We start from the raw sequence: 20,571 nt of genomic DNA on the forward strand, positions 1-20,571 counted from the left end.
TTCGTCAAGGCTCTTGGACGGTGCGGAAAGATTGTCTGCGGCTAAGGCTCCAGCACCATGAAGATGAAGGTCGTCCTGAGCGGCGCTGCCGCGCTCCTCCTCGCCGGTTGCGTGACGATGGGCCAGCACAAGGGGGAGACACCGATCCCGCCTGGCCTGCTCGCCAAGATGAATGGGAACGGCATGACGGCCGCGGACCCCATTCTCATTCGCGTGTTCAAGAAAGAGAACGAGCTGGAGGTCTGGAAGCGGACCACAGGTGGCGAGTATGCCCGGCTGAAGACCTACCCGATCTGCCGCTGGTCCGGCCAGCTCGGCCCCAAGATCCGCGAGGGTGACCGGCAGACGCCCGAGGGCTTCTACACCGTCGGGCTCGACCAGCTGAACCCGAACTCGGCCTTCCACCTGTCGTTCGACCTCGGCTTCCCGAACGAGCTCGACAGGGCGCTCGGGCGAACCGGCTCCGCGCTCATGATCCACGGCGCCTGCTCCTCCTCCGGCTGCTACGCCATGACGGACGACGGCGCGGCCGAGCTCTACGCCCTGGCGCGGGAGGCGCTCCGGGGAGGACAGGACGGCATCCAGGTCCAGGCGCTGCCCTTCCGGTTCACGCCCGAGAACCTCGCCGAGCAACGCTCGAACCGGCACGTCGCCTTCTGGCGGAACCTGAAGGAGGGCTCGGACCATTTCGAGGTGACGCGGCGCCCGCCGCGCGTCGCGAGCTGCGGAGGGCGCTACGTCTTTGCCGCGAACTCGGCCGAGCCCTTCGTGGCGAGCGAACCCTGCCCGGCCCATGAGACCGATCCCGCGGTGGCGAGCCTCGTGCGAGCGAAGGCAGAGCGCGACGACCTCGCCGCCGCCCGGCTCGTGGAGGGCGGACGAAAGCCCGTCACCTACACGTTCGCCGATGGATCGATGCACCCGAGCTTCAAGGCGATCCTCCGGACCTCGGGCCCGGAGCGGCTTCAGAAGCTCACCTCCGGGCCGGTCGAGATCGGCTCGACCTTGGCGGCGCTGGCGGAGCCGTCCGTCTCCGTCGGAGACGGCGAGGCCCGGTAATCGGGCGGGCCGCGTCCGCCCTAGCTGCCGAGCACCACCACCTTCGCGCCGACCGGCACCCGACGGTGAAGGTCGATCACGTCCTGGTTCATCATGCGGATGCACCCGGACGAGACCGCCTCGCCGATGGTCCAGGGCTCGTTCGTGCCGTGGATCCGGTACAGCGTGTCCTTCCCGCCCTTGAACAGGTAGAGCGCCCGCGCCCCGAGCGGGTTGCTGTCGCCGCCCTCCATGCCGCCTGCCCACTTGGCGTAGCGTTCTGGCTCGCGCCTGATCATGTTCGGGGTGGGCGTCCAGCGCGGCCACGCCGCCTTGCGGGCGACGGTGGCCTCGCCCTTGAATTCCAGGCCTTCCTTGCCGACCCCGACGCCGTAGCGCAGGGCCTTGCCGCCCTCCATCACGAGATACAGGAAGCGGCGGTGGGGATCGACGACGACGGTCCCGGGCGGCTGGTCCGTCGGGTAGTCGACGAGTTGGCGGACGTTCCGGGCCTTGAGATCCGCAGGATCGACCGCCGGGATCGGAAACCTCTCCGAGGTGACAGCCGCGTAGCGTTGACGGATAGGTAGCGGGATCGCCGGTTCCCCCGGGAGTGCGGCGGCTCCCACCGACGGACGAGGTTGGGCCGCCACGCACCCGCCCAGCAGCAGCGCGAGTCCCGTCAGGAGGGACGCCCTCCGGGTCTGAGCCTGCAGCGCGAGCGGACCCCGCGCCTCCTCCCCGACGCGCAGCGTCATGATTTCTGCTGCGCCCGGGCCTGTGCCACCGCATCCTTGAACCCGGCGTAATCCAGGGCCTGCGCGATCTTGAACGGTCCGACGAGGAAAGCAGGCGTTCCCTGAAGCCCCATCGCGTCGGCTTGCGCCATGTTGCGCCGGATCAGCGCCGTGATCGCGGCCGAATGGACCTTGAAGTCCTCCTCGAGGCGCTTGATGTCGATGCTGGTCGAGGCGAGCGCCTCCAGCATCTTGTCCTTGGGGATCCGTCGTCCCGGGATGGCAAGGAGGGCATCGTGCGCCTCCTGGTACTTGCCCTGCTGCTTCGCCGCGAGCGCCATGCGGGCGCCGTACATCGAGGCATCGGTCAGGATCGGCCAATCCTTGTAGATCAGCCTGATCTTCCCGTCCGTCGTGACGAGCTTCTTGAGGTGAGGCTCCGATTGCTTGCAGAAGGGGCAGTTATAGTCGAAGTAGCTGACGATCGTGACGTCACCCTTCGGGTTTCCTGCCTCCGGCGCCTCCGGATCGTGAAGCACGGCCTTGACGTCCACGCCCTGGGCCCAGGAGGAGCCGGGCCGGACGAGGGAAAGGAGCGTGGGTGCGGCGAGTGCGGCCGAGGCAGCGCCGAGCAGCCATCTGCGGTTCATCATGAGAGGTCTCCAGGGTTGGGCCGGGCGGCCCGGGGATGCCAGCCTCAGGCGCCGGCGAGCGAAAGCTTCCGAAGGAAGTCCTCGGCAGGAACGGCGCCCGTAGTGCGAGCAGCCGGGATCTCCGTCCCATCCTGCGGACGGAGGAAAAGGAGCGTCGGCGGGCCGACGACGCCGAAGCGTTCCATCAGCTGCTGCGTGTCGGCGTTGGTCCGCGTCACGTCGGCCTTGATGACCGTGACGTCGGCGAGCCGCGCCTGAACGGCCGGAGCCCCAAGCACCTCCCGCTCGATGTCCTTGCAGGCCGTGCACCAATCGGCGGAGAACTCGACGAGGATCGGCTTGCCGGCCCCGCGGGACTCGCCGAGGGCGCGCTCGAACGACGCGACCGACGTGACGATGGTGTGCTCCGCCGAAGCCTCCGACGCGGGGCTCCCGATGAGAGCCGTGATGGGGTGGAGCGGATCTCCTCGTCCCGAGATCGCGCCGACCAGCAGGAGCAGCCCGTACGCCGTCACGACCCGTCCGGCGATACGGGACAGGTTGGGCGCAGAGTTGTTGGCCCGCGGCCAGCGGAGCGCGCCCATCCAGATCCCCACGGCGATCGCGAGGCCAGCCCAGAGGGCGAGCGAAGAGGCCGGAGACAGGATGCGCGACAGCATCCAGGCTGCCATCCCGAGGAAGGCGACGCCGAACACCTTGTTGACCGCCGCGAGCCAGGGCCCGGATTTCGGCAGCACACGCGCGCCGAACGTCCCGAACGCGACCAGCGGCAGGCCCATCCCGAGCCCGAGGGCGAACAGCGCCGCGGCGCCTCGCGCGACATCTCCGGAATTCGCGACATAGAGGAGCGCGGCGGCGAGCGGTGGCGTCACGCAGGGGCCGACGATCAGGGCGGAGCCGAAGCCGAGCGCAGCGGCGCCGGCCATCGGGCCCAGCCTGGACTTCCCTCCAGCACTCCCCGCGAGCACCGGGGGCACCCGCAGCTCGAACACCCCGAAGGAGGACAGCGCCAGGGCGACCAGCACGGCGCTCATCGTGACGATCGCGACGGGCGTCTGGAGCAGGATCTGCAGGTTCCCGCCAATCCAGCCGGCGAATATCCCGAGCGTCGCGTAGGCAGCCGCCATGGCCAGCCCGTAGACGGCCGACAGCCTGAATCCGCCCCAGCGGCTCGCGCCCCCGGCGGACCGCGCCAGCAGGCCGGACAGGATCGGGATCATCGGGAACACGCAAGGCGTGAAGGACAGCAGCAATCCGATGCCGAGAAAGGCCGCCAGCATCGGGAGGAGCGCGCCGGACAGGAGCGGCGTTTCGGGCGCGCCCGAGGACCTGCCCGGGTTCTCCCCGGCTGCCGACAGATCCGGCGCGGGCGCGGCCCGCAGGGGCGGCGAGATCGCCAGCGTGGCGAGATCGATCTCCCGCGTCACCGGCGGGAAGCAGATGCCCTGCTCCGAGCAGCCCTGGTACACGACCCTGACGACCGGGAAAGGCCGCGCATCTGCCGCGGCCAGGGCAGCTTCGGCCCGGCCGTAATGGACCTCCACGGGTCCGAAATTCGGATCGTCCTTGATCTCACCCGGCGCTGTGGACAGCGGAAGGGGGGCGCCGGCCTCCGTCGTGGCGGCGATCTTCTCCCGGTACAGGTAGTTGCCGGGCGCGATCGACCATCGGAGGCGCAGCCCCCCATCCGCCTCCCGTGCGACGCGGAGGTCGAACGCCGGGCGCGGACCATTCGCGGCCTCGGCGGCGCCCGGACCTGCGAACAGAACCGCGGCAACGGCCGCCATCGCGGCACAGACGAGCTTTCGATAATCAGCGAGCATCCAACCCGAAGCCCTCTTCTCTTCGGGGCGCTCCTCCGAACCGCAGCTTAAGCCAGCCTTAAGCCTGGGACGGGAACCGGGCGATCGAACCTGAGCGGATGACGATGCGCGTGCTTGTGGTCGAGGACGATCCCATCCTGGCGGATGGACTGCAGGCGGGGCTTGGCCTCGGCGGCTGGACGGTGGACCGCGTCGAAACCTGCGAGGACGCGCGCTCCGCCCTGGCCGCCGGCTCCTATTCCGCCGTCGTCCTCGACGTCATGCTCCCAGACGGTTCGGGGATCGATCTGCTGCGGAAGCTGCGGTCGGAAGGCGAGCGCACGCCCGTGATCGTGCTGACCGCGCTCGACAGCGTTCCGCACCGGATTTCCGGCCTCGATGGCGGGGCGGACGACTATCTCGGCAAGCCGTTCGATCTCGACGAGCTCGGGGCGCGCCTCCGTGCCATCGCTCGGCGCTCCTCCGGACGCGCCGAGGCGGCCCTGACGCACGGCGCGATCCGCCTCGATCCGGCGACGATGACCGTCACGGTCGATGGCGAGGAGATGCGGCTGTCGCGACGCGAACTCGCGGTGCTGACGAGCCTGATGGAGCGCCCCAGGGTGATCCGATCGAAGGCGGAGATCGAGGACCGGCTCTACGGCTGGGACGAGGAGATCGAGAGCAATGCCGTCGAGGTCCATGTCCACCACCTGAGGTCGAAGCTCGGCAAGGAGGCGATCGAGACCGTCCGAGGCCTGGGCTACAGGATGCGGGCCTGAGATGAAGCAGACATCGCTCCGGCTCCGGCTCTTCCTCGTTCTCCTGCTCGCGACCGGCACCGTCTGGCTCTGTGCGGTCGGCTGGATCTACCTGAGCAGCCGCCGGCAGGTGGAGCATGTTCTCGACACACGCCTGCAGGAGGCGGCCAGGATGGTCAGCTCCCTGATCGCCGCCATGCCGGCAACGGCCCCGCTCGGTTCCGCCGGCGTGCCTGGCGGCCCGCCCGGGGCGCTGGGAAGCTACGAGCGCCAGCTCTCCTGCCAGATCTGGTCCGTCGACGGCCGCATGGTCGCGAGGTCGAGCGGCGCTCCCGAGCAGCGCCTGACGGACCAGGCATCCGGCTTCTCGGAGCGGGAGGTCGATGGCGAGCTGTGGCGGGTCTTCGCCGTCGAGGATGCGGCTAAAGGGGTCCGCGTGCTGGTCGGCGACCGCATCGGCCTCCGCGACCGGCTGATCGCGGACCTCGTGAAAGGACTGCTCTGGCCCGCCCTGCTGATCATCCCGGCTCTCGGGGCGCTGATCTGGCTGAGCGTCGGACGCGGCCTCCGGCCGCTCCGGCTGATGGCGCGGGACCTGTCCTCTCGCGAGGCCGACGATATGCGTCCTATCGCGGTGGAGAGCGCGCCGCGTGAAATCCTCCCGCTCGTCCAGGCGCTCAACGGCCTCTTCCTCAAGGTCGACGCTGCCCGTCGCCACGAGCGCGACCTGACGGCCTTTGCCGCCCACGAGCTGCGCACGCCGCTCGCAGGACTGAAGACGCAGGCCCAGGTCGCTCTTGTCGCCGCCGATCCCGAAATCATCAAGGGTGCCCTGAGGCAGATCATCGGGGCGGTCGACCGGACCTCCCGCCTGGTGCGGCAGCTCCTCGACATCGCGCGCCTCGATGCGACCTCGGGCGAGTTGCCGGTCGGCGAGTTGGCGGTCGGGCCGCTCGTCGCCGAGACCGTCTCGGCCGTGAAGACCCCGCCCGGGGTCGACGTCGTCGTCGATCCCGCGCTCGAAGGCCTGAAGGTCCGGGCGAATCGCGAGTGCCTCCAGCTCGCGATCCGGAACCTGCACGAGAATGCCGTTCAGCACACGACGACTGGCACGGTCGAATGGAGCGTGGCCGGCGACGGACAAGCGATCCTCGTCCGCGACACGGGCCCCGGCGTCCCGGCCGAGGAGCTGCCGCAGGTCACGACCCGGTTCTACAGAGGGCGCAACAAGGCCCCCAGCGGGAGCGGTCTAGGCCTCGCCATCGTCGACATGGCGGTCCGACGCTGCGGGGCGACGCTGCACCTGAGGAATCGGGACGATGCTCCCGGACTTCAAGCGGAGATCCGGTTTACGTGAGGCTGGCGGAGAGCGATGCGCATTGCGCCGCTGGGCCGCGAGAATAGCCTTGTCGGGTTTACGAGGGGGACGGCATGCACCCTTTGCATCGGGAAACGCACCTCATCCATCGGATCGGCTGGCTCCGCGCCGCCGTGCTCGGCGCGAATGACGGGATCATCTCGACGGCGAGCCTCGTGGTCGGAGTCGCGGCCGCCGCGAAGGGGCCCGGCGAGGTCATCGTGGCCGGCGTCGCAAGCCTCGTGGCCGGCGCGATGTCGATGGCGGCGGGCGAGTATGTGTCCGTCAGCTCCCAGGCCGATACGGAACAGGCCGACCTGGAACGCGAGCGGCACGAGCTCGCGACCATGCCCGATGCCGAGCTGAACGAGCTGACGCAGATCTACGTGGCCCGCGGCGTCGAACCCGACCTCGCCCGCAAGGTGGCCGAGCAGATGACCGCGAAGGACGCCTTCGCCGCCCATGCCCGCGACGAGCTCGGGCTTGCCGAGCACGTCGTCGCGCAGCCCGTGCAGGCCGCGCTCACCTCCGCGGCGACCTTCGCGAGCGGGGCCCTCCTCCCGCTCGTCATCGCCGTGCTGGCGCCGACGCATCTGACGGGCGTCGCGGTGTCGGTCGGCTCCCTCGCCGGACTGGCGCTGCTCGGGGCCGTGGGGGCGCGGGCGGGCGGCGCCGGCGTGCTGCGCCCGATGCTCCGCGTCACCTTCTGGGGCGCCGTCGCGATGGGCGCGACAGCCCTCATCGGCGCGCTTGTCGGGCGCGCCATCTGACGGGCACGAAGCCCGCGCAACCTGAAGCGCGCCCCCTCGGGACGCGAGCGTCCTTCCGCCCTCGTCGGCCGGGCGCCCTGTGCACTCACCGCATCGCGAACAGTTCCTGGTGGAACCGCTCGGAGACGCGCAGGCCATGTCGCGCCAAGTCGTCCCGCAGCGCCGCTCCGAAGCCCGGCGGGCCGCAGAACCACACGCTGGCCGCCCGCCACTCCGGAACGGCCGCCCGGATCGCATCGCCGCTGAGCCTGCCGTCGCGGGGGTCGTGCAGGACGTGGAGGCGCACTCCGGCGGCAGCCGCGTCCGCAATCAGCTTCCGGATCGCATCCTCGCTGTACTCGGCCGTGCTGTGGAAGAGATCGACCGGCTGGTCGTGCGGCCGGTCCGGATAGTCGCGTCGGTCCATCGCGATCTGCTTCATGCGGGCAATGAACGGCGTGATCCCGATCCCGCCACCGACCCAGATCTGGCGCGGGCAATCGTCGTCGAAGGTGAAGTAGCCGTAGGGGCCCTCGATCGTCACCGGCTGCCCGATCCGGAGCGCATCCGGAAGGCGTTTCGTGTGATCGCCGAGCTCCTTCGTGATGAAGGTCAGTCGGTGCTCGGACGGGCGCCAGGCGGAGGCTATCGTGTAAGGATGCGCGCCCTCGTCCTCATCCGAGGTGACGAAGGCGAATTGCCCCGGCTTGTGGCCGGGCCAGCCCTGCGGAACATCCACGATGCCCTCGATCACCCGCAGGGTCGGATCGTAGTGCAGCCGCTCGATCGTCCCGGCCGTCTTCCGACCGGCGCCGACGCGCCGAAAGAGCACCACCAGGGCGGCCCACGTCCCCCACGCCAGGAGAACCACGAGCGCGATGCCGAGCGGCGATAGCCAATATGCCGGCCGGACCAGGACCAGCGCGTGCAGCACCAGGGCGACATAGACCACGGCCAGTAGGCGGTGCGTCTTGTAGAACAGCCGGTACGGGATGCGGTCGATGAGCGCGACCGCGATCAGCAGCACGGCAGCGTAGAAGGCCCATTCGCCGACGGTCTCCGCCGTCCCGCGCCAGGTCCGGAGAAATTGCTCGATCGCATGATCCGGAGCCGCGAGGGGTGCGCGCTGCGGGCGCTCGAGCCAGCCGAGGCGCACGGCCCATTTCGGGGCTTCCGACCAGAGCCAGTGCAGGCCGGCCAGGACCAGGGCGCCGATGCCGAGCCACTTGTGCAGCCGGTACATCTTGTCGAGCCCGCCGGCCCACCGCTCCGGCCATTTCGGGCGGGTTGCGACGATGGTGGCAAGGCTCATGCAGGTGATCGCCAGAACGCCGCTCAGCTGGACCATCGACCCGCGCAGCGCAAAGAACCCCGACGGCTCTAGGCTCTCCGGATCTGCCGCCAGCCACAGGGCTCCGACGAGCAGAAGGGCACCCCAGAATGCGATCGTGATGCGCCCCATCCCCGCCTCCGCCCGCTCCGGGGCTCAGCCATCAGGCTGAGTTTGGCCGAGCTTGCGAAGGCAAAACGCCCGGCCTCGTTCTCCCGATCCGGTACCGCACGCAGGGGCAACGCCTCAGCCCGGTCCCCGCGATTCGTGCCAGTGTTCGCGCACCGGCTGTTGCTCCATCTCAATTCGACTCAAAGAGAAGGATTGCGGAGATGAGCAGTGGCGCCAGAACCTGCCTGTTGATCGTGACGATCCTTGCCGCGGGGCAGGCCTCCGCCCGTGAGGGCGTGAGGCCGGGGCGACATCTTGTCGAGTCCACGGCGGTGTCGCGCCAGCAGCATCCGGCACTGACTCCGGCCCGAGCCCAGGCCCGACCGGCTGCCCCCGCCAGGCGACCTCCGATCCAGGTGGATACCTCCGACGACAATGTCGGAGGGGGCGGCTCGTAGGGCGCCTCCGGCAGAGAGCGGCCGGGTCCGTCATTGCGGGCGCGGGTGATCCACAAGGCACCCGCGCCGGACTGGGTTGCCCCCTAAGCCCTCACGCGACGAAGCGGGATTTGGCGCAGCGCGCCACCACTGCGAGCAGCAATCATCGGCCAAACCCGCGAAGGTTGTCCGGGAACCTCGGCCGTTACGGCTCCGTTGAGGCCCCGATTGCCGCACAGGCGGCAGACGGAGGACTTCGATGAGGAACACGGTGTTGATGGCCGCAGCGCTCGCGGCCGGTATTGCTGCGGCCCCGGTCTCGGGCGCGCTGGCGCAGGGTACAATCCCGGGCGCGGCCTCCGGCGCACGCAGCGGTGCTGATACGGGCGCAGCGGTCGGCGGCCCGGTGGGCGGCGTGGTTGGCGGCGTCGTAGGCGGCGCTGTGGGCGCGGCGACCGGTACGGTCGGCGGCATCCTGGGCATCGATACGCGCCCACGCTTCCGGACCTATGTCGAGAGCCGCAACGTCCCGTCCTATCGCTACCGCGAGGAGGTCCGGGTCGGCACTGTGCTGCCGGCCGACGGCGTCACCTATTACGAAGTGCCGGCCGAATACGGCGTGCGCGACTACCGCTACACGGTCGTGAACGACCGCACGGTGCTGGTCGAGCCGCGCACGCGCCGCATCGTCGAGATCGTCGAATAGCGCATCCTTCGCCGGGCGGCCTCAGGCTGCCCGGCTTGCGGCCTCGCGCGCCCGCGGGGCCAGTTCGCGGACCACCGCGAGCGTCGCGAGAACGTCTTCCCGGCTTGTGCCCGTCGCGCCGGCCTGGAAGCGGATGACGAACCGCCCCTCATGCGTCGTCTGCGTGAGGTAGATCCGGCCATCTGCATTGACCGCCTCGACCAGCCCGGCGTTGAGCCGGTCGCGCTCCTCCTCGCTCGTCCCCGCAGGCGCGTACCGGAAGGTGAAGAGCGACAAGATCGGCCGTGTGACGATGGCGAAATCCGGCTCCCGCCCGATCGCTTCTGCGAGTTCGCCCGACCAGGCAATGTGGTCGCGGATCATACTCCGTAGCGCCTCGACGCCGTAGGAGCGGATCACAAACCACAGCTTCAACGCCCGGAAACGGCGGCCGAGCGGCACGGACCATTCGTTGTAATCGACGAAGCCCTCCGCCCCGAGAGTGCGCAGGAAGGGCGGGCGGATGCCCAGGGTATCCGTCAGGGCCTTCGGGTCGCGCACGAAATGGGCCGAGCAATCGAAATTCGTGAACAGCCACTTGTGCGGGTTGAACACGAAGCTGTCGGCGAGTTCCGCGCCCCGCATCAGGACGCGGTGCTCGGGGCAGATCATGGCGGAGCCAGCCCAGGCGGCGTCGACATGCAGGAAGATGTCGTGCGCCCGGGCGATCTCTGCGAGTGCCGCGATGTCGTCGCAGGCGCCGATCGAGGTGCCGCCGAGCGCCGCCACGATCGCGGCCGGCTTGAGCCCGGCCGCGATATCCGCCTCCACGGCCTGCCTGAGGGCCCCGACATCCATCCCGAACAAGGGTCCTGCGGTCGGGATGCGGACGAGGTTACGGTCGCCGAACCCGGCGATTCGGACGGCCTTGTCGACCGACGAATGCACCTGGGCCGAGGCGTAGACGCGCAGCGGCGTCTGCCCGAACAGGCCCTCGCTGTTGCCCCTATGGCCGAGCGCCCGCTCGCGGGCCGTCAGAAGGGCGGCCAGGGTCGATGTCGAGGCGGAATCCTGGATCACGCCGGAGAAGGCTTCCGGCAGGCCGATCATGCCGCGCAGCCAATCGAGCATCCGGGTCTCGAGCTCGGTCGCGGCGGGCGAGGTTTGCCAGAGCATGCATTGGGCCGCGATCGCGGCCGTCACCTGCTCGGCGATGACCGAGGGCGGCGAAGCATTGGCGGGGAAGTAGGCGAAGAAGCGCGGATGCTGCCAATGGGTCATGCCGGGCATGATCACGCGGTCGAGATCGGCGAAGATCCTCTCCATCGGCTCGCCTGCCTCGGGCGGAGCATCCGGGATCTGGCGGAAGATCTGGCCTGGCTCCACCTGCGCCCTCACGGGCCTGCCGGGGAGGCTCTCGAGATAGTCGGCAGACCAATCGGCGGCCTGGTGCGACCAGCGGCGAAATTCCTGGCTGTCCAATGGCGTGCTCCGACTCGCTCGGCCGGCCGAGCCGGCGGTACGTAGAGCGGCCGGACGGGCCCGCCAAGCGGCCTTGGCGCCGCGCGCAGGGCTGGCCTGTCACGGATCGCCGTCGGGGAGGACGGGCGGCTGCTATAAGTATCAGGTCCGATTCGCCGCCGTGTCCGCCCCCCACCCATCCGCGCAGAGCGCCTCCCCCGCCCCGGCGAGTCCTGCCCTCGGCGACGAGCCTGGCCGCGCAATCCTGCTCGTCCTCGCCGCGACGGCGATGTTCTCCGTGTCGGACACGCTGGCCAAGCAGCTCTCGGGATCGCTCCCCGCCATCGAAATCACCTGGCTGCGGTGGATCGGCTTCGTGCTGATCATGAGCCCCTCCATCGTCCTTTCCGGCGGAAGAACGCTCCGGACGCGCGCGCCGGGGCTGCAGTTCCTGCGCACGCTCGGCGTACTCGGCTCGGCGGTCTTCTTCATCGCCGGCCTGCACTACCTTCCCATCGCAAGCGCCTCCGCCATCGCCTTCGTGGCGCCGCTGCTCGTGACGGCCCTGTCGATCCCGTTCCTGGGCGAGCAGGTCGGGCCGCGGCGCTGGGCCGCCGTGGTCGTCGGCCTCATCGGCATGCTCGTGGTGATCAGGCCCGGCAGCGGCACCTTCGGCCTCGCCGCCCTCCTGCCCTTTCTCTCAGCCGTGAGCTGGGCCTTCGCGCTGATCGTCACCCGCAAGCTCGGCGGCATCGACCGGACCTCGACCACGATGACCTATTCGGCGCTGGTCGGACTGGTGGCCCTGACCCTCGCGGTTCCGTTCGATTGGGTGACCCCGAGCCTTTCCCACCTCGGGCTCGCGGCCGCGATGGCCATCGCCTCGACTGCCGCCCAGTTCTTCGTCGTGATGGCCTACCGGCTCGGGCGCGCCTCGGTGCTCGCTCCGGTCTCCTATGTCCAGCTCGTCTGGGCGGGCCTCCTCGGCTTCCTGGTGTTCGGCAACATCCCGGACGGGTGGACGCTCATTGGGGCCGGCATCATCATGGCCAGCGGGATCTACACCGCCCACCGCGAGCGCGTGGCGGCGCGCGCCAAGCGAGGCGGCGCCGGCCGCTGAGGACCGGATTCCGCGATCCGCTTAACTCGGGACAAACCCTGATCTCACCCTCGCCGGGACCGATCGGCATCCTCGCCGTTGTGCCCCGCGGGAGTATCTCATGCTCAAGCGGATTAGCTTCGCCGAGCCGATCGTCGTCTGGCTCGTTCCCGAGTGCCACGATCTCGGGGTTCGCCGGATCTGGGACGTCCATGACGGCCTTGCGGCGCTGCACCGCTACGGTTTGGAGCGGCTGCGCGGCGGCGGCAGGCCCTGCCGCGAGTGGCGGGAAGCCGCCGCGGCCCTGAGCATCGCCCGCCGCTATCCGACACCGAACAGCGTCGCGCATGCCCGGCGCGCGCTCGGCGACGCCGCCGCGAAAGCGGGGGCGCTGGCCGTTCCCGACAGCCTGTCCATGCTAGCTGCCAAAGGCTTCGACTTCGCCCCCTGACCGGGGATCCTCTCCCGCTCGACCCTCGATCACGGGCTGGCACAGCCCGGCTGCAAGGAGCCGGGCTGCTGGGTTCGCGAAGCCCCGCAGGCTCAGCGCGGCGCGATCATGTCCTCCGGACGGACCACGCGGTCGAACTCATCCGCCGTCACGAGGCCGAGCGCGACCGCCTCTTCCTTCAGGGTCGTCCCGTTTTTGTGAGCGGTCTTCGCGATCTTGGCGGCGTTGTCGTAGCCGATCGTCGGCGCGAGCGCGGTAACGAGCATGAGCGAGCGGTCGAGCGCCGCCTTGATGTTGTCCTCGCGCGGCTCGATCCCGACGACGAGGTTGTCCGTGAAGGACACGGAGGCGTCCGCGAGCAGCGTGACCGACTGGAGGAAGTTGTAGGCCATCACCGGGTTGAAGACGTTCAGCTCGAAATGGCCCTGGCTGCCCGCGAAGGTGAGGCTCGCGTGGTTGCCGAAGACCTGGGCGCAGACCATCGTGAGCGCCTCGCACTGCGTCGGATTCACCTTGCCCGGCATGATGGAGGAGCCCGGCTCGTTCTCGGGCAGGGCGAGCTCGCCGAGGCCCGAGCGCGGGCCGGAGCCCAGGAAGCGGATGTCGTTCGCGATCTTGAAGAGGCTCGTCGCGACGGTGTTGATGGCCCCGTGGCTGAACACCATCGCGTCGTGGGCGGCCAGCGCCTCGAACTTGTTCGGGGCGGACGTGAAGGGAAGATGGGTGATGTGCGCGATCTTGTCCGCGACCGCCTCAGCGAACCCGACGGGCGCGTTCAGGCCGGTTCCCACGGCGGTTCCGCCTTGGGCGAGTTCCATGAGGCCCGGGAGCGTCAGCTCGATCCGCTTGATGCCGTTCTCGACCTGCTGGGCATAGCCCGAGAACTCCTGGCCGAGGGTGAGCGGCGTCGCATCCTGGGTGTGCGTGCGGCCGATCTTGATGATGTGGTGCCAGGCCTGCGCCTTGTCGTTCAGCGCGTTGCGCAGCTTCTGTAGGGCCGGCAGCAGGCGATGCACGACCTCCTCCGCGCAGGCGATGTGCATCGCCGTCGGATAGGTGTCGTTCGACGACTGGCTCATGTTGACGTGGTCGTTGGGATGGACCGGCTTCTTGGAGCCCATCTCGCCGCCCAGCATCTCGATCGCGCGGTTCGAGATCACCTCGTTGGCGTTCATGTTGGACTGCGTGCCCGATCCGGTCTGCCAGACGACCAGCGGGAAGTGGTCGTCGAGCTTGCCCTCGATCACCTCCTGCGCGGCCTTGACGACCGTCTCGCCGATCTTGGGGTCGAGGCGCCCGAGTTCCATGTTCGCCTCGGCGGCGGCGCGCTTGACGATGCCGAGGGCCCGCACGACGGCCTTGGGCTGCTTCTCCCAGCCGATCTTGAAGTTGCCGATCGACCGCTGCGACTGGGCGCCCCAGTAGCGGTCCGCCGGCACCTCGATGGGCCCGAACGTGTCGGACTCGGTGCGGGTCTTCTGAACAGGTGACATCATGGCCTCTTCTGATCGCCGGGCGTAAGCCTAGATTGACGGAATGCTGGCCGCTTCATCCTCCACACCGCGCCCGGACGCAATGGAGTCTCGCCCGGCGCTGTTCAGGGCTCCTGCCCCCCGGCCTCTCCGCCGCCCTCCGGACCTGTTCACGTTCTTCCGGGCGGCGCGCAAGAACCCGCTCGAAAGCTGGACCGAGGAGCATTTCGAGAAGCCAATCCTCGCCGCTCAGGGCGTGCTCGGACGCGTGACGGTGCTGAGCGACCCGGCTGCCATCCGGCACGTGCTGCTCGACAACGCCCGAAACTATCGCAAGGACGACCTCCAGCGCAGGGTGCTGGCGCCCGGCCTGGCGAACGGACTCCTCACGGCCGAGGGCGAGGAATGGCGGGCTCAGCGACGGGCGCTGGCGCCGCTCTTCTCCCCTCGCCACGTGGCGGGCTTCGCGGCCGCGATGGACGAGGCGGCGCAGCGGTTGATACGGCGTCTCCTCCGCCGCGGCGACGGACGCACGCTCGACGTCGCGGTCGAGATGACGCGCGTGACGCTCGACGTCCTCGAGCGCACGATCTTCACGCATGGCCTCACGCGCGACCCGGACGCGCTCGGGCGGGCGATCACCCGCTACTTCGACGCGATCGGCCCCGTCGATCCGCTGGACGTCTTGGGTCTGCCGGACTGGCTGCCACGCATCGGCCGGATCAGGGCGCGGCCCGCCCTGCGCTTCTTCGACGAGATCGTGACCGAACTGATCGAGGCCAGGAAGGCGCTGCTGACCTCGGGCGAGTCCGCGCCCGAAGACCTCCTGACCCTCCTCCTAGGCGCGACCGACCCGGAAACCGGCCATGGCCTCAAGGACATGGAGGTGCGGGCGAACATCGTCACCTTCATCGGCGCGGGCCACGAGACCACGGCCAACGCGCTGTCGTGGTCGCTCTACCTCCTCTCGCAGGCGCCGGAGATCCGCGCCCGTGTCGAGGACGAAGCCGATACGGTGTTCGACGAGGAACCGGGCGGCCCGCCGGCCCTGGAGCGCCTTCCGCTGACCCGCGCCGTGGTCGACGAAGCCATGCGGCTCTATCCGCCCGTGCCCTTCATGAGCCGCGCGGCGATCCGCGAAGACCGGATCGGCGCCATGAAGATCCCGGCGGGATCCCTCGTGATGATCGCGCCCTACGTCCTGCACCGCCACCGGAGATTGTGGGAGAATCCCGACAGCTTCGATCCCGACCGCTTCATGCCCGGGCGCCGGGAAACGATCGACCGCTACGCCTACCTGCCGTTCGGTGCGGGTCCGCGGGTCTGCATCGGCTCCTCCTTCTCCGTCCAGGAGGCCGTGATCGTGCTCGCGCGCTTCGTCCATGCGCTGGGATTCGAGCTTGCGGAGGGGCACCGGGTCACCCCCGTTCAGCGGGTGACCCTGCGGCCGGGTGGCGGGCTGCCGATGCGGCTGCGCGCGCGGGCGAACTGACGATCAGTTCTTCTTTCGGAAGGAATCGAGGCTGACCACCTCGGCCGTAGCCGGCGCTTCGGGAGAGGTTTCGGCCTCCTTCCCGGCCGGCTTTTCACTCTCGGCCTCCTTGTCGGCCGAACCGGTCTTGCGCGCGGCCAGCTTGGGACCCGTGCTCTTGCCGGCCGGCTTCGGGGGCGCCAGCGGGATCGGCTGCGCTCCTTCCCCGGGCTCCTCGCCAGCTTCGTCGGCGATCCCGTCGCCCTCGCTGGTCTCGAACTTCAGCCCGAACTGGACGGAGGGATCGAAGAACCCGGTCAGCGCGTCGAAGGGCACGCGCAGACGCTCCGGCACGCTCGCGAAGGAAAGCCCGACCTCGAAAGCCTGCTCGTTGACCGTCAGACTGTCGAACTGGTGCTGAAGGACGATGGTCATGTCTTGCGGATACTTGTCGCGCAGGCGCTGCGAGAGCCGCACGCCCGGGTGATCCGTCCGGAACGACACGTAGAAGTGATGTTCGCCCGGAAGGCCGTCCCGCGCCGCGTCCGAAAGGACCCGCCGCACCACGCCCTTGAGCGCCTCCTGCACGAGTAGGTCGTACCGGATGAGATCCGTCGACATAGAATGCCCTGAACCCTCGTCCCCAGACAGACGGGGACCACCCCATGAGTTGCCCAGCGCCCGCCCGCTCCGTCAAGTGGCAGGACGGCACAGTCGTGACGAATGCCGAACACAAATATCCGGTTCTCGGCGGACCCGGGTGCGGCCTGCGGCCGCGCCGAAACGGATTTCTTGGGATGGCGGCGAACCGGACCGGGATCCGGCTTGAAGCCGCCCGGCGAGGCCCCGATAACGCCCCGGGGATAAAACCATGCTGGCCTATCACGACCTCCTGCGCCGTATCCTCTCCGAGGGTGTGCCCAAGACCGACCGGACCGGGACCGGAACGTTGTCCGTCTTCGGCCACCAGATGCGGTTCGACCTGCGGGAGGGCTTCCCGCTCGTGACGACGAAACGCGTGCACCTGAAATCCATCGTGCACGAGCTGATCTGGTTCCTGCAGGGCGACACCAACGTCGGCTACCTGAAGGGCAACGGCGTCACGATCTGGGACGAGTGGGCGGACGAGCGGGGCGATCTCGGCCCCGTCTACGGCAAGCAATGGCGGTCCTGGGAAGGACCGGACGGCCGGGTCGTCGACCAGATCGCCTGGGTCGAGCAGGAGATTCGCCGAAACCCCGATTCACGCCGCCTCGTCGTCTCAGCCTGGAACCCGGCCGATCTCGACCGCATGGCGCTGGCGCCCTGCCATTGCCTGTTTCAGTTCTACGTCGCGGAAGGCCGGCTCTCGTGCCAGCTCTACCAGCGCTCGGCCGACGTGTTCCTTGGCGTACCGTTCAACATCGCCTCCTACGCGCTGCTCACGCACATGATGGCGCAGGCCACCGGACTTGGCGTCGGCGACTTCGTCCATTCGTTCGGCGACGCCCACCTCTATTCGAACCACCTCGACCAGGCGCGCCTGCAGCTCGACCGCGAGCCGCGGCCCCTGCCCCGCCTGAAGCTCAATCCGGCCATCCGGTCGATCTTCGACTTCGCCTACGGCGACGTTTCCGTCGAAGGCTACGATCCCGCTCCGGCGATCCGGGCGCCCGTGGCGGTCTGATGCGCGCATGACGGTTTCGATCCGGCCCGCCCGGCCGAGCGAGGTGCCGCTGGTTCTCGATCTCATCCGCGAACTCGCGGAATACGAGCGCCTGCTGGACGAGGTCCGCGCTACGAGCGCGGCGATCGAGGCCGCCCTGTTCGGCCCTGACCCGAAGGTCTTCTGCGACATCGCGGAGTGGAACGGCGAGCCGGCCGGTCTCGCGCTGTGGTACTACACGTTCTCCACCTTCCAGGGCCGGCACGGCATCTATCTCGAAGACCTCTTCGTCCGCCCGTCCCATCGCGGACGGGGCCTCGGCAAGGCGCTGCTCGAAAACCTTGCCGCCCGTTGCCGCAGCGAGGCGCTCGGCCGGCTGGAGTGGTCGGTCCTCGACTGGAACGAGCCATCGATCGGCTTCTACCGCTCGCTCGGCGCCGAGCCGGTGGGCGGCTGGACACGGTACCGGCTCGCCGGCCAGGCTCTCGACCGGCTCGCGGGATCGTGACCATGGCTTCGATGCCGCTCACCATTGTCGTCGCTGTGGCGGAGAACGGGGTCATCGGCCGCGACAACGACCTTCCCTGGCGGCTTCGGACGGATCTCGCGCGCTTCAAGCAGATCACCCTGGGCAAGCCGCTCATCATGGGCCGGCGCAACTGGGACTCGATCGGCCGCCCGCTTCCCGGACGCCGGACGATCGTCCTCACCAGGGACAGGGGCTTCAGGGCGGAGGGCGCCGCCCTCGCGCATTCTTGGAACGACGCGGTCGCCACCGCGTCCCTTGCCGCCGAGGAGATGGGGGCCGACGAGATCATCGTGGCCGGTGGGGCGGAGATCTACCGGCTGGCTCTTCCGGATGTTCTCCGTATCAGGATGACGCGGGTACATGCCGCCCCACAAGGCGACGTGGTGTTTCCGGCCATCGATGAAAGCGCATTCGTCCAGACGTTCCGGGAAGATCATCCCGCAGGCGAGAAGGACGAGTACCCATTCAGCTTCATCGATCTCGAGCGGCGGGAAGAGAGCCGGGAAGCTTAACCGCGATTCGCCGCATGGCGTTGACGCGACAGCTTTTCGCTCCCACCTGCCAAACTTGACTGCTAGACAGGCCACTAACACAAGCGCGCGGGCCCTTTCCTGGGCAGGACAGCGTGCAGAAGGGAACGGTTCGACGTAATGCCCTGGAGCAATCAGAGCGGCGGCGGTGGTCCGTGGGGCCAGCGCGGCGGGTCCGGCGGACCTTGGGGTTCCGGCCCGTCCGGTGGCGGCGGGAACCGCCCCCCCGATCTCGAGGACATCATACGCCGTGGTCAGGATAGGCTGAAGGGCATCATCCCGGGCGGCGGAGGCGGCCAGATCGGTGGTCGCGGAATCGGCCTCATCGCCCTGATGGCGCTTTGCGTCTGGGCCGCGACCGGCATCTACACGGTGCGCCCGGACGAGGTCGGCGTGAATCTCGTCTTCGGCCGCTTCGCCGGCCTGAGCCGCGAGGGCCTGAGCTACAATCTGCCCTACCCGATCGGCTCGTATCTGAAGCCGAATGTCACGGCCCTGCGCACGATCGAGGTCGGCGCGCGCTCGGTCGAGACCGCACGTCGCGGCCCGGCCCGGCCCGGCCCCAATGACGAGAGCCTGATGCTGACGGGTGACGAGAACATCGTCGATATCGACTTCACGCTGCAGTGGCAGGTCGACCCGTCGAAGGTCACGGACTTCGTCTTCAACCTTCAGAACCCGGACGGAACGGTGCGCGTGGTCGCCGAAAGCGCGATGCGCGAGGTCATCGGCCGCCGGAACATCCAGAACATCCTGACGACCGATCGCGCGGCGATCGAGGCCGAGGTCATGCGTCTCGCCCAGAACATCCTCAACCAGTACGGGGCCGGCGTGAACGTCATCCGCGTGAACCTGCAGAAGGTCGACCCGCCGTCGCAGGTCATCGACGCCTTCCGCGACGTTCAGGCGGCGCGCCAGGACCAGGATCGCCTGCGCAACGAAGCGGAGACCTATGCCAGCCGCGTCGTTCCCGAGGCGCGAGGCGAGGCCACCCGCATCATCCAGGGCGCAGAGGCCTATCGCGAGCGCTCGGTTGCTGAGGCGACCGGTCAGGCTTCGCGGTTCGCGCAGGTCTATGACGAGTACCGGAAGGCTCCGGACGTGATCCGCGAGCGCATCTTCCTTGAAACAATGGAGCGCGTCCTGGGCGGGGCCGACAAGATCATCGTGGACCAGAATAGCGGCCAGGGCGTCGTGCCCTATCTGCCGCTCGGCGAGCTCAACCGACGACCGGCCCCTGTTCAGGGCGGGCAGACGGGCCAATCGACCGGCTCCGTCGTTCAGCCGGGAGCCAGCCGATGAACGCGACCATCAGAACCGGGCTGCTCGCGCTCGCGGCTGTCGTCGCCATCGCGCTCGTTGCCTCCATGTTCATCGTCCAGCAGACGCAGACCGCGCTCGTGCTGCGCTTCGGGGCGGTCCAGCAGGTGAAATCCCAGGGCGCGGGCCTTCCGTCCGGCCTTGCCCCGGGCCTGCACTTCAAGGTGCCGTTCATCGACAACGTCGTGTACTTCGATCGGCGCGTGCTCGACCTCGACCTCCCGGTCCAGGAAGTCATCGCGTCCGACCAGAAGCGTCTCATCGTGGACGCCTTCGCCCGGTACCGCATCCTCGACCCGCTTCGGTTCTACCAGGCGGTGGCCACGATCCCGGCGGCGAACAACCGGCTCGGGTCGATCATCAACTCGACGGTCAGAAGCGTCCTCGGCGACTCGACCTTCGAGGCGATCGTGAAGAGCGACCGCCAGGCGCTGATGAAGAAGATCTCGGACGAGGTGAACGCGGCCGCGCGCGGCATCGGTGTCGAGATCGTGGACGTGCGCCTGCGGCGTGTGGACCTGCCGGAGCAGAACAGCCAGGCGGTGTTCCAGCGGATGCAGACCGAGCGTCAGCGTGAGGCCACCGACATCCGCGCGCAGGGCACGCAGGCTGCGCAGGGCATTCGGGCTCGGGCCGACCGTGACGTCGCCGTCATCGTCGCCAACGCCCAGCGCCGGGCCGAGGAACTGCGCGGTACCGGTGACGCGGAGCGGAACCGCATCCTCGCCGAGGCCTATGGCAAGGATCCCGACTTCTTCGCCTTCTACAGGTCCATGCAGGCCTACGAGACGGGCCTGAAGTCGGGCGACACCCGGATGCTGCTCTCGCCCGACTCCGAGTTCTTCCGCTTCTTCAAGCGTCCTGACGGGCGCAGCGGGGCGGATGCTCCCAAGACCGCGACAAGCCAACCCGCCGCCCAGCCCTGAGCGGCGG

Annotated in this window: 20 protein-coding genes; 13 read left to right on the plus strand and 7 right to left on the minus strand. The window is 69.0% G+C overall.

The annotated features are described in order from the left end of the window. Positions 1-57: 57 nt before the first annotated feature. Entirely contained in the window at positions 58-1,059 is a 1,002-nt protein-coding gene (locus ACO2SS_RS12640) for a L,D-transpeptidase family protein (RefSeq protein WP_423278019.1), read from the plus strand. A 20-nt stretch (positions 1,060-1,079) separates the two neighbouring features. Here the strand turns inward: ACO2SS_RS12640 and ACO2SS_RS12645 are convergent, their stop codons facing one another. The 3 genes from ACO2SS_RS12645 to dsbD are packed head-to-tail and all read right to left on the minus strand — an operon-like array spanning position 1,080 to position 4,251. Further along, the gene (locus ACO2SS_RS12645; RefSeq protein WP_423278020.1) at positions 1,080-1,796 is read right to left on the minus strand and encodes a L,D-transpeptidase; all 717 of its coding nucleotides are present in this window, start codon (positions 1,794-1,796) and stop codon (positions 1,080-1,082) included. Then, positions 1,793-2,425: a DsbA family protein gene (locus ACO2SS_RS12650; RefSeq protein WP_423278092.1), complete on the minus strand. Its 633-nt coding sequence runs from the start codon at positions 2,423-2,425 to the stop codon at positions 1,793-1,795. Before ACO2SS_RS12650 ends, ACO2SS_RS12645 begins: the two co-directional genes overlap by 4 nt. Before the next feature lie 47 nt (positions 2,426-2,472). Continuing rightward, positions 2,473-4,251 (minus strand): protein-disulfide reductase DsbD, encoded by a 1,779-nt coding sequence (dsbD, locus tag ACO2SS_RS12655; RefSeq protein ID WP_423278021.1) that lies wholly within the window; start codon positions 4,249-4,251, stop codon positions 2,473-2,475. A gap of 104 nt (positions 4,252-4,355) precedes the next feature. On the opposite strand from dsbD, the gene ACO2SS_RS12660 reads away from it, so the two are divergent. The 3 genes from ACO2SS_RS12660 to ACO2SS_RS12670 all read left to right on the plus strand — a co-directional run bounded on the left by ACO2SS_RS12660 (position 4,356) and on the right by ACO2SS_RS12670 (position 7,118). Then, on the plus strand, positions 4,356-5,012 hold the full coding sequence (locus tag ACO2SS_RS12660; protein WP_423278022.1) for a response regulator: 657 nt from the start codon (positions 4,356-4,358) through the stop codon (positions 5,010-5,012). Between the two features lies 1 nt (position 5,013). After that, complete coding sequence (locus ACO2SS_RS12665) at positions 5,014-6,348, plus strand: ATP-binding protein (protein ID WP_423278023.1); 1,335 nt, start codon at positions 5,014-5,016, stop codon at positions 6,346-6,348. A gap of 74 nt (positions 6,349-6,422) precedes the next feature. Beyond that, on the plus strand, positions 6,423-7,118 hold the full coding sequence (locus ACO2SS_RS12670; RefSeq protein ID WP_423278024.1) for a VIT1/CCC1 transporter family protein: 696 nt from the start codon (positions 6,423-6,425) through the stop codon (positions 7,116-7,118). Between the two features lie 85 nt (positions 7,119-7,203). On the opposite strand, the gene ACO2SS_RS12675 is transcribed toward ACO2SS_RS12670, so the two are convergent. Beyond that, positions 7,204-8,559 (minus strand): ferredoxin reductase family protein, encoded by a 1,356-nt coding sequence (locus ACO2SS_RS12675; protein WP_423278025.1) that lies wholly within the window; start codon positions 8,557-8,559, stop codon positions 7,204-7,206. A gap of 675 nt (positions 8,560-9,234) precedes the next feature. On the opposite strand from ACO2SS_RS12675, the gene ACO2SS_RS12680 reads away from it, so the two are divergent. Continuing rightward, positions 9,235-9,681, plus strand: a complete 447-nt coding sequence (locus tag ACO2SS_RS12680; RefSeq protein WP_423278026.1) for a DUF1236 domain-containing protein — start codon at positions 9,235-9,237, stop codon at positions 9,679-9,681. A 21-nt stretch (positions 9,682-9,702) separates the two neighbouring features. Here ACO2SS_RS12680 and ACO2SS_RS12685 read toward each other — a convergent pair whose 3' ends face one another. Next, positions 9,703-11,142 (minus strand): pyridoxal phosphate-dependent decarboxylase family protein, encoded by a 1,440-nt coding sequence (locus ACO2SS_RS12685; RefSeq protein WP_423278027.1) that lies wholly within the window; start codon positions 11,140-11,142, stop codon positions 9,703-9,705. 160 nt (positions 11,143-11,302) lie between these two features. On the opposite strand from ACO2SS_RS12685, the gene ACO2SS_RS12690 reads away from it, so the two are divergent. Together ACO2SS_RS12690 and ACO2SS_RS12695 are read left to right on the plus strand one after the other, a co-directional pair. Continuing rightward, a complete protein-coding gene (locus tag ACO2SS_RS12690) occupies positions 11,303-12,241 on the plus strand; it encodes a DMT family transporter (RefSeq protein ID WP_423278028.1) in 939 nt (312 codons plus the stop codon). A 100-nt stretch (positions 12,242-12,341) separates the two neighbouring features. Next, positions 12,342-12,671: a hypothetical protein gene (locus tag ACO2SS_RS12695; RefSeq protein WP_423278029.1), complete on the plus strand. Its 330-nt coding sequence runs from the start codon at positions 12,342-12,344 to the stop codon at positions 12,669-12,671. A gap of 92 nt (positions 12,672-12,763) precedes the next feature. On the opposite strand, the gene fumC is transcribed toward ACO2SS_RS12695, so the two are convergent. Next, the gene (fumC, locus tag ACO2SS_RS12700; protein ID WP_423278093.1) at positions 12,764-14,164 is read right to left on the minus strand and encodes a class II fumarate hydratase; all 1,401 of its coding nucleotides are present in this window, start codon (positions 14,162-14,164) and stop codon (positions 12,764-12,766) included. A gap of 82 nt (positions 14,165-14,246) precedes the next feature. On the opposite strand from fumC, the gene ACO2SS_RS12705 reads away from it, so the two are divergent. Then, positions 14,247-15,635, plus strand: a complete 1,389-nt coding sequence (locus ACO2SS_RS12705; protein ID WP_423278030.1) for a cytochrome P450 — start codon at positions 14,247-14,249, stop codon at positions 15,633-15,635. Between the two features lie 3 nt (positions 15,636-15,638). Here the strand turns inward: ACO2SS_RS12705 and ACO2SS_RS12710 are convergent, their stop codons facing one another. Continuing rightward, positions 15,639-16,235: an SspB family protein gene (locus ACO2SS_RS12710; RefSeq protein WP_423278031.1), complete on the minus strand. Its 597-nt coding sequence runs from the start codon at positions 16,233-16,235 to the stop codon at positions 15,639-15,641. 250 nt (positions 16,236-16,485) lie between these two features. Here ACO2SS_RS12710 and ACO2SS_RS12715 point away from each other — a divergent pair, with 250 nt between their 5' ends. From ACO2SS_RS12715 to hflC, 5 genes are all read left to right on the plus strand, one after another. Beyond that, positions 16,486-17,280, plus strand: a complete 795-nt coding sequence (locus ACO2SS_RS12715; protein ID WP_423278032.1) for a thymidylate synthase — start codon at positions 16,486-16,488, stop codon at positions 17,278-17,280. A 7-nt stretch (positions 17,281-17,287) separates the two neighbouring features. Next, positions 17,288-17,767 (plus strand): GNAT family N-acetyltransferase, encoded by a 480-nt coding sequence (locus tag ACO2SS_RS12720; RefSeq protein WP_423278033.1) that lies wholly within the window; start codon positions 17,288-17,290, stop codon positions 17,765-17,767. A gap of 2 nt (positions 17,768-17,769) precedes the next feature. Further along, the gene (locus ACO2SS_RS12725; RefSeq protein WP_423278034.1) at positions 17,770-18,300 is read left to right on the plus strand and encodes a dihydrofolate reductase; all 531 of its coding nucleotides are present in this window, start codon (positions 17,770-17,772) and stop codon (positions 18,298-18,300) included. Positions 18,301-18,438: 138 nt separating this feature from the next. Continuing rightward, positions 18,439-19,620: an FtsH protease activity modulator HflK gene (gene hflK, locus ACO2SS_RS12730; protein WP_423278035.1), complete on the plus strand. Its 1,182-nt coding sequence runs from the start codon at positions 18,439-18,441 to the stop codon at positions 19,618-19,620. Then, the gene (gene hflC, locus ACO2SS_RS12735) at positions 19,617-20,564 is read left to right on the plus strand and encodes a protease modulator HflC (RefSeq protein ID WP_423278036.1); all 948 of its coding nucleotides are present in this window, start codon (positions 19,617-19,619) and stop codon (positions 20,562-20,564) included. The genes hflK and hflC overlap by 4 nt, the downstream gene beginning before the upstream one ends. Positions 20,565-20,571: the final 7 nt, after the last annotated feature.

It is taken from the genome of Enterovirga sp. CN4-39 (genome assembly GCF_049446235.1).
GTDB lineage: Bacteria > Pseudomonadota > Alphaproteobacteria > Rhizobiales > Beijerinckiaceae > Enterovirga.

Bases quoted from the DNA above. Each gene is read 5' to 3' on its own strand.
- ACO2SS_RS12640 (WP_423278019.1), top strand. From the start codon at position 58: ATGAAGATGAAGGTCGTCCTGAGCGGCGCTGCCGCGCTCCTCCTCGCC.
- ACO2SS_RS12645 (WP_423278020.1), bottom strand. From the start codon at position 1,796: ATGACGCTGCGCGTCGGGGAGGAGGCGCGGGGTCCGCTCGCGCTGCAG.
- ACO2SS_RS12650 (WP_423278092.1), bottom strand. From the start codon at position 2,425: ATGAACCGCAGATGGCTGCTCGGCGCTGCCTCGGCCGCACTCGCCGCA.
- dsbD (WP_423278021.1), bottom strand. From the start codon at position 4,251: ATGCTCGCTGATTATCGAAAGCTCGTCTGTGCCGCGATGGCGGCCGTT.
- ACO2SS_RS12660 (WP_423278022.1), top strand. From the start codon at position 4,356: ATGCGCGTGCTTGTGGTCGAGGACGATCCCATCCTGGCGGATGGACTG.
- ACO2SS_RS12665 (WP_423278023.1), top strand. From the start codon at position 5,014: ATGAAGCAGACATCGCTCCGGCTCCGGCTCTTCCTCGTTCTCCTGCTC.
- ACO2SS_RS12670 (WP_423278024.1), top strand. From the start codon at position 6,423: ATGCACCCTTTGCATCGGGAAACGCACCTCATCCATCGGATCGGCTGG.
- ACO2SS_RS12675 (WP_423278025.1), bottom strand. From the start codon at position 8,559: ATGGGGCGCATCACGATCGCATTCTGGGGTGCCCTTCTGCTCGTCGGA.
- ACO2SS_RS12680 (WP_423278026.1), top strand. From the start codon at position 9,235: ATGAGGAACACGGTGTTGATGGCCGCAGCGCTCGCGGCCGGTATTGCT.
- ACO2SS_RS12695 (WP_423278029.1), top strand. From the start codon at position 12,342: ATGCTCAAGCGGATTAGCTTCGCCGAGCCGATCGTCGTCTGGCTCGTT.
- fumC (WP_423278093.1), bottom strand. From the start codon at position 14,164: ATGTCACCTGTTCAGAAGACCCGCACCGAGTCCGACACGTTCGGGCCC.
- ACO2SS_RS12705 (WP_423278030.1), top strand. From the start codon at position 14,247: ATGGAGTCTCGCCCGGCGCTGTTCAGGGCTCCTGCCCCCCGGCCTCTC.
- ACO2SS_RS12710 (WP_423278031.1), bottom strand. From the start codon at position 16,235: ATGTCGACGGATCTCATCCGGTACGACCTACTCGTGCAGGAGGCGCTC.
- ACO2SS_RS12715 (WP_423278032.1), top strand. From the start codon at position 16,486: ATGCTGGCCTATCACGACCTCCTGCGCCGTATCCTCTCCGAGGGTGTG.
- ACO2SS_RS12720 (WP_423278033.1), top strand. From the start codon at position 17,288: ATGACGGTTTCGATCCGGCCCGCCCGGCCGAGCGAGGTGCCGCTGGTT.
- ACO2SS_RS12725 (WP_423278034.1), top strand. From the start codon at position 17,770: ATGGCTTCGATGCCGCTCACCATTGTCGTCGCTGTGGCGGAGAACGGG.
- hflK (WP_423278035.1), top strand. From the start codon at position 18,439: ATGCCCTGGAGCAATCAGAGCGGCGGCGGTGGTCCGTGGGGCCAGCGC.
- hflC (WP_423278036.1), top strand. From the start codon at position 19,617: ATGAACGCGACCATCAGAACCGGGCTGCTCGCGCTCGCGGCTGTCGTC.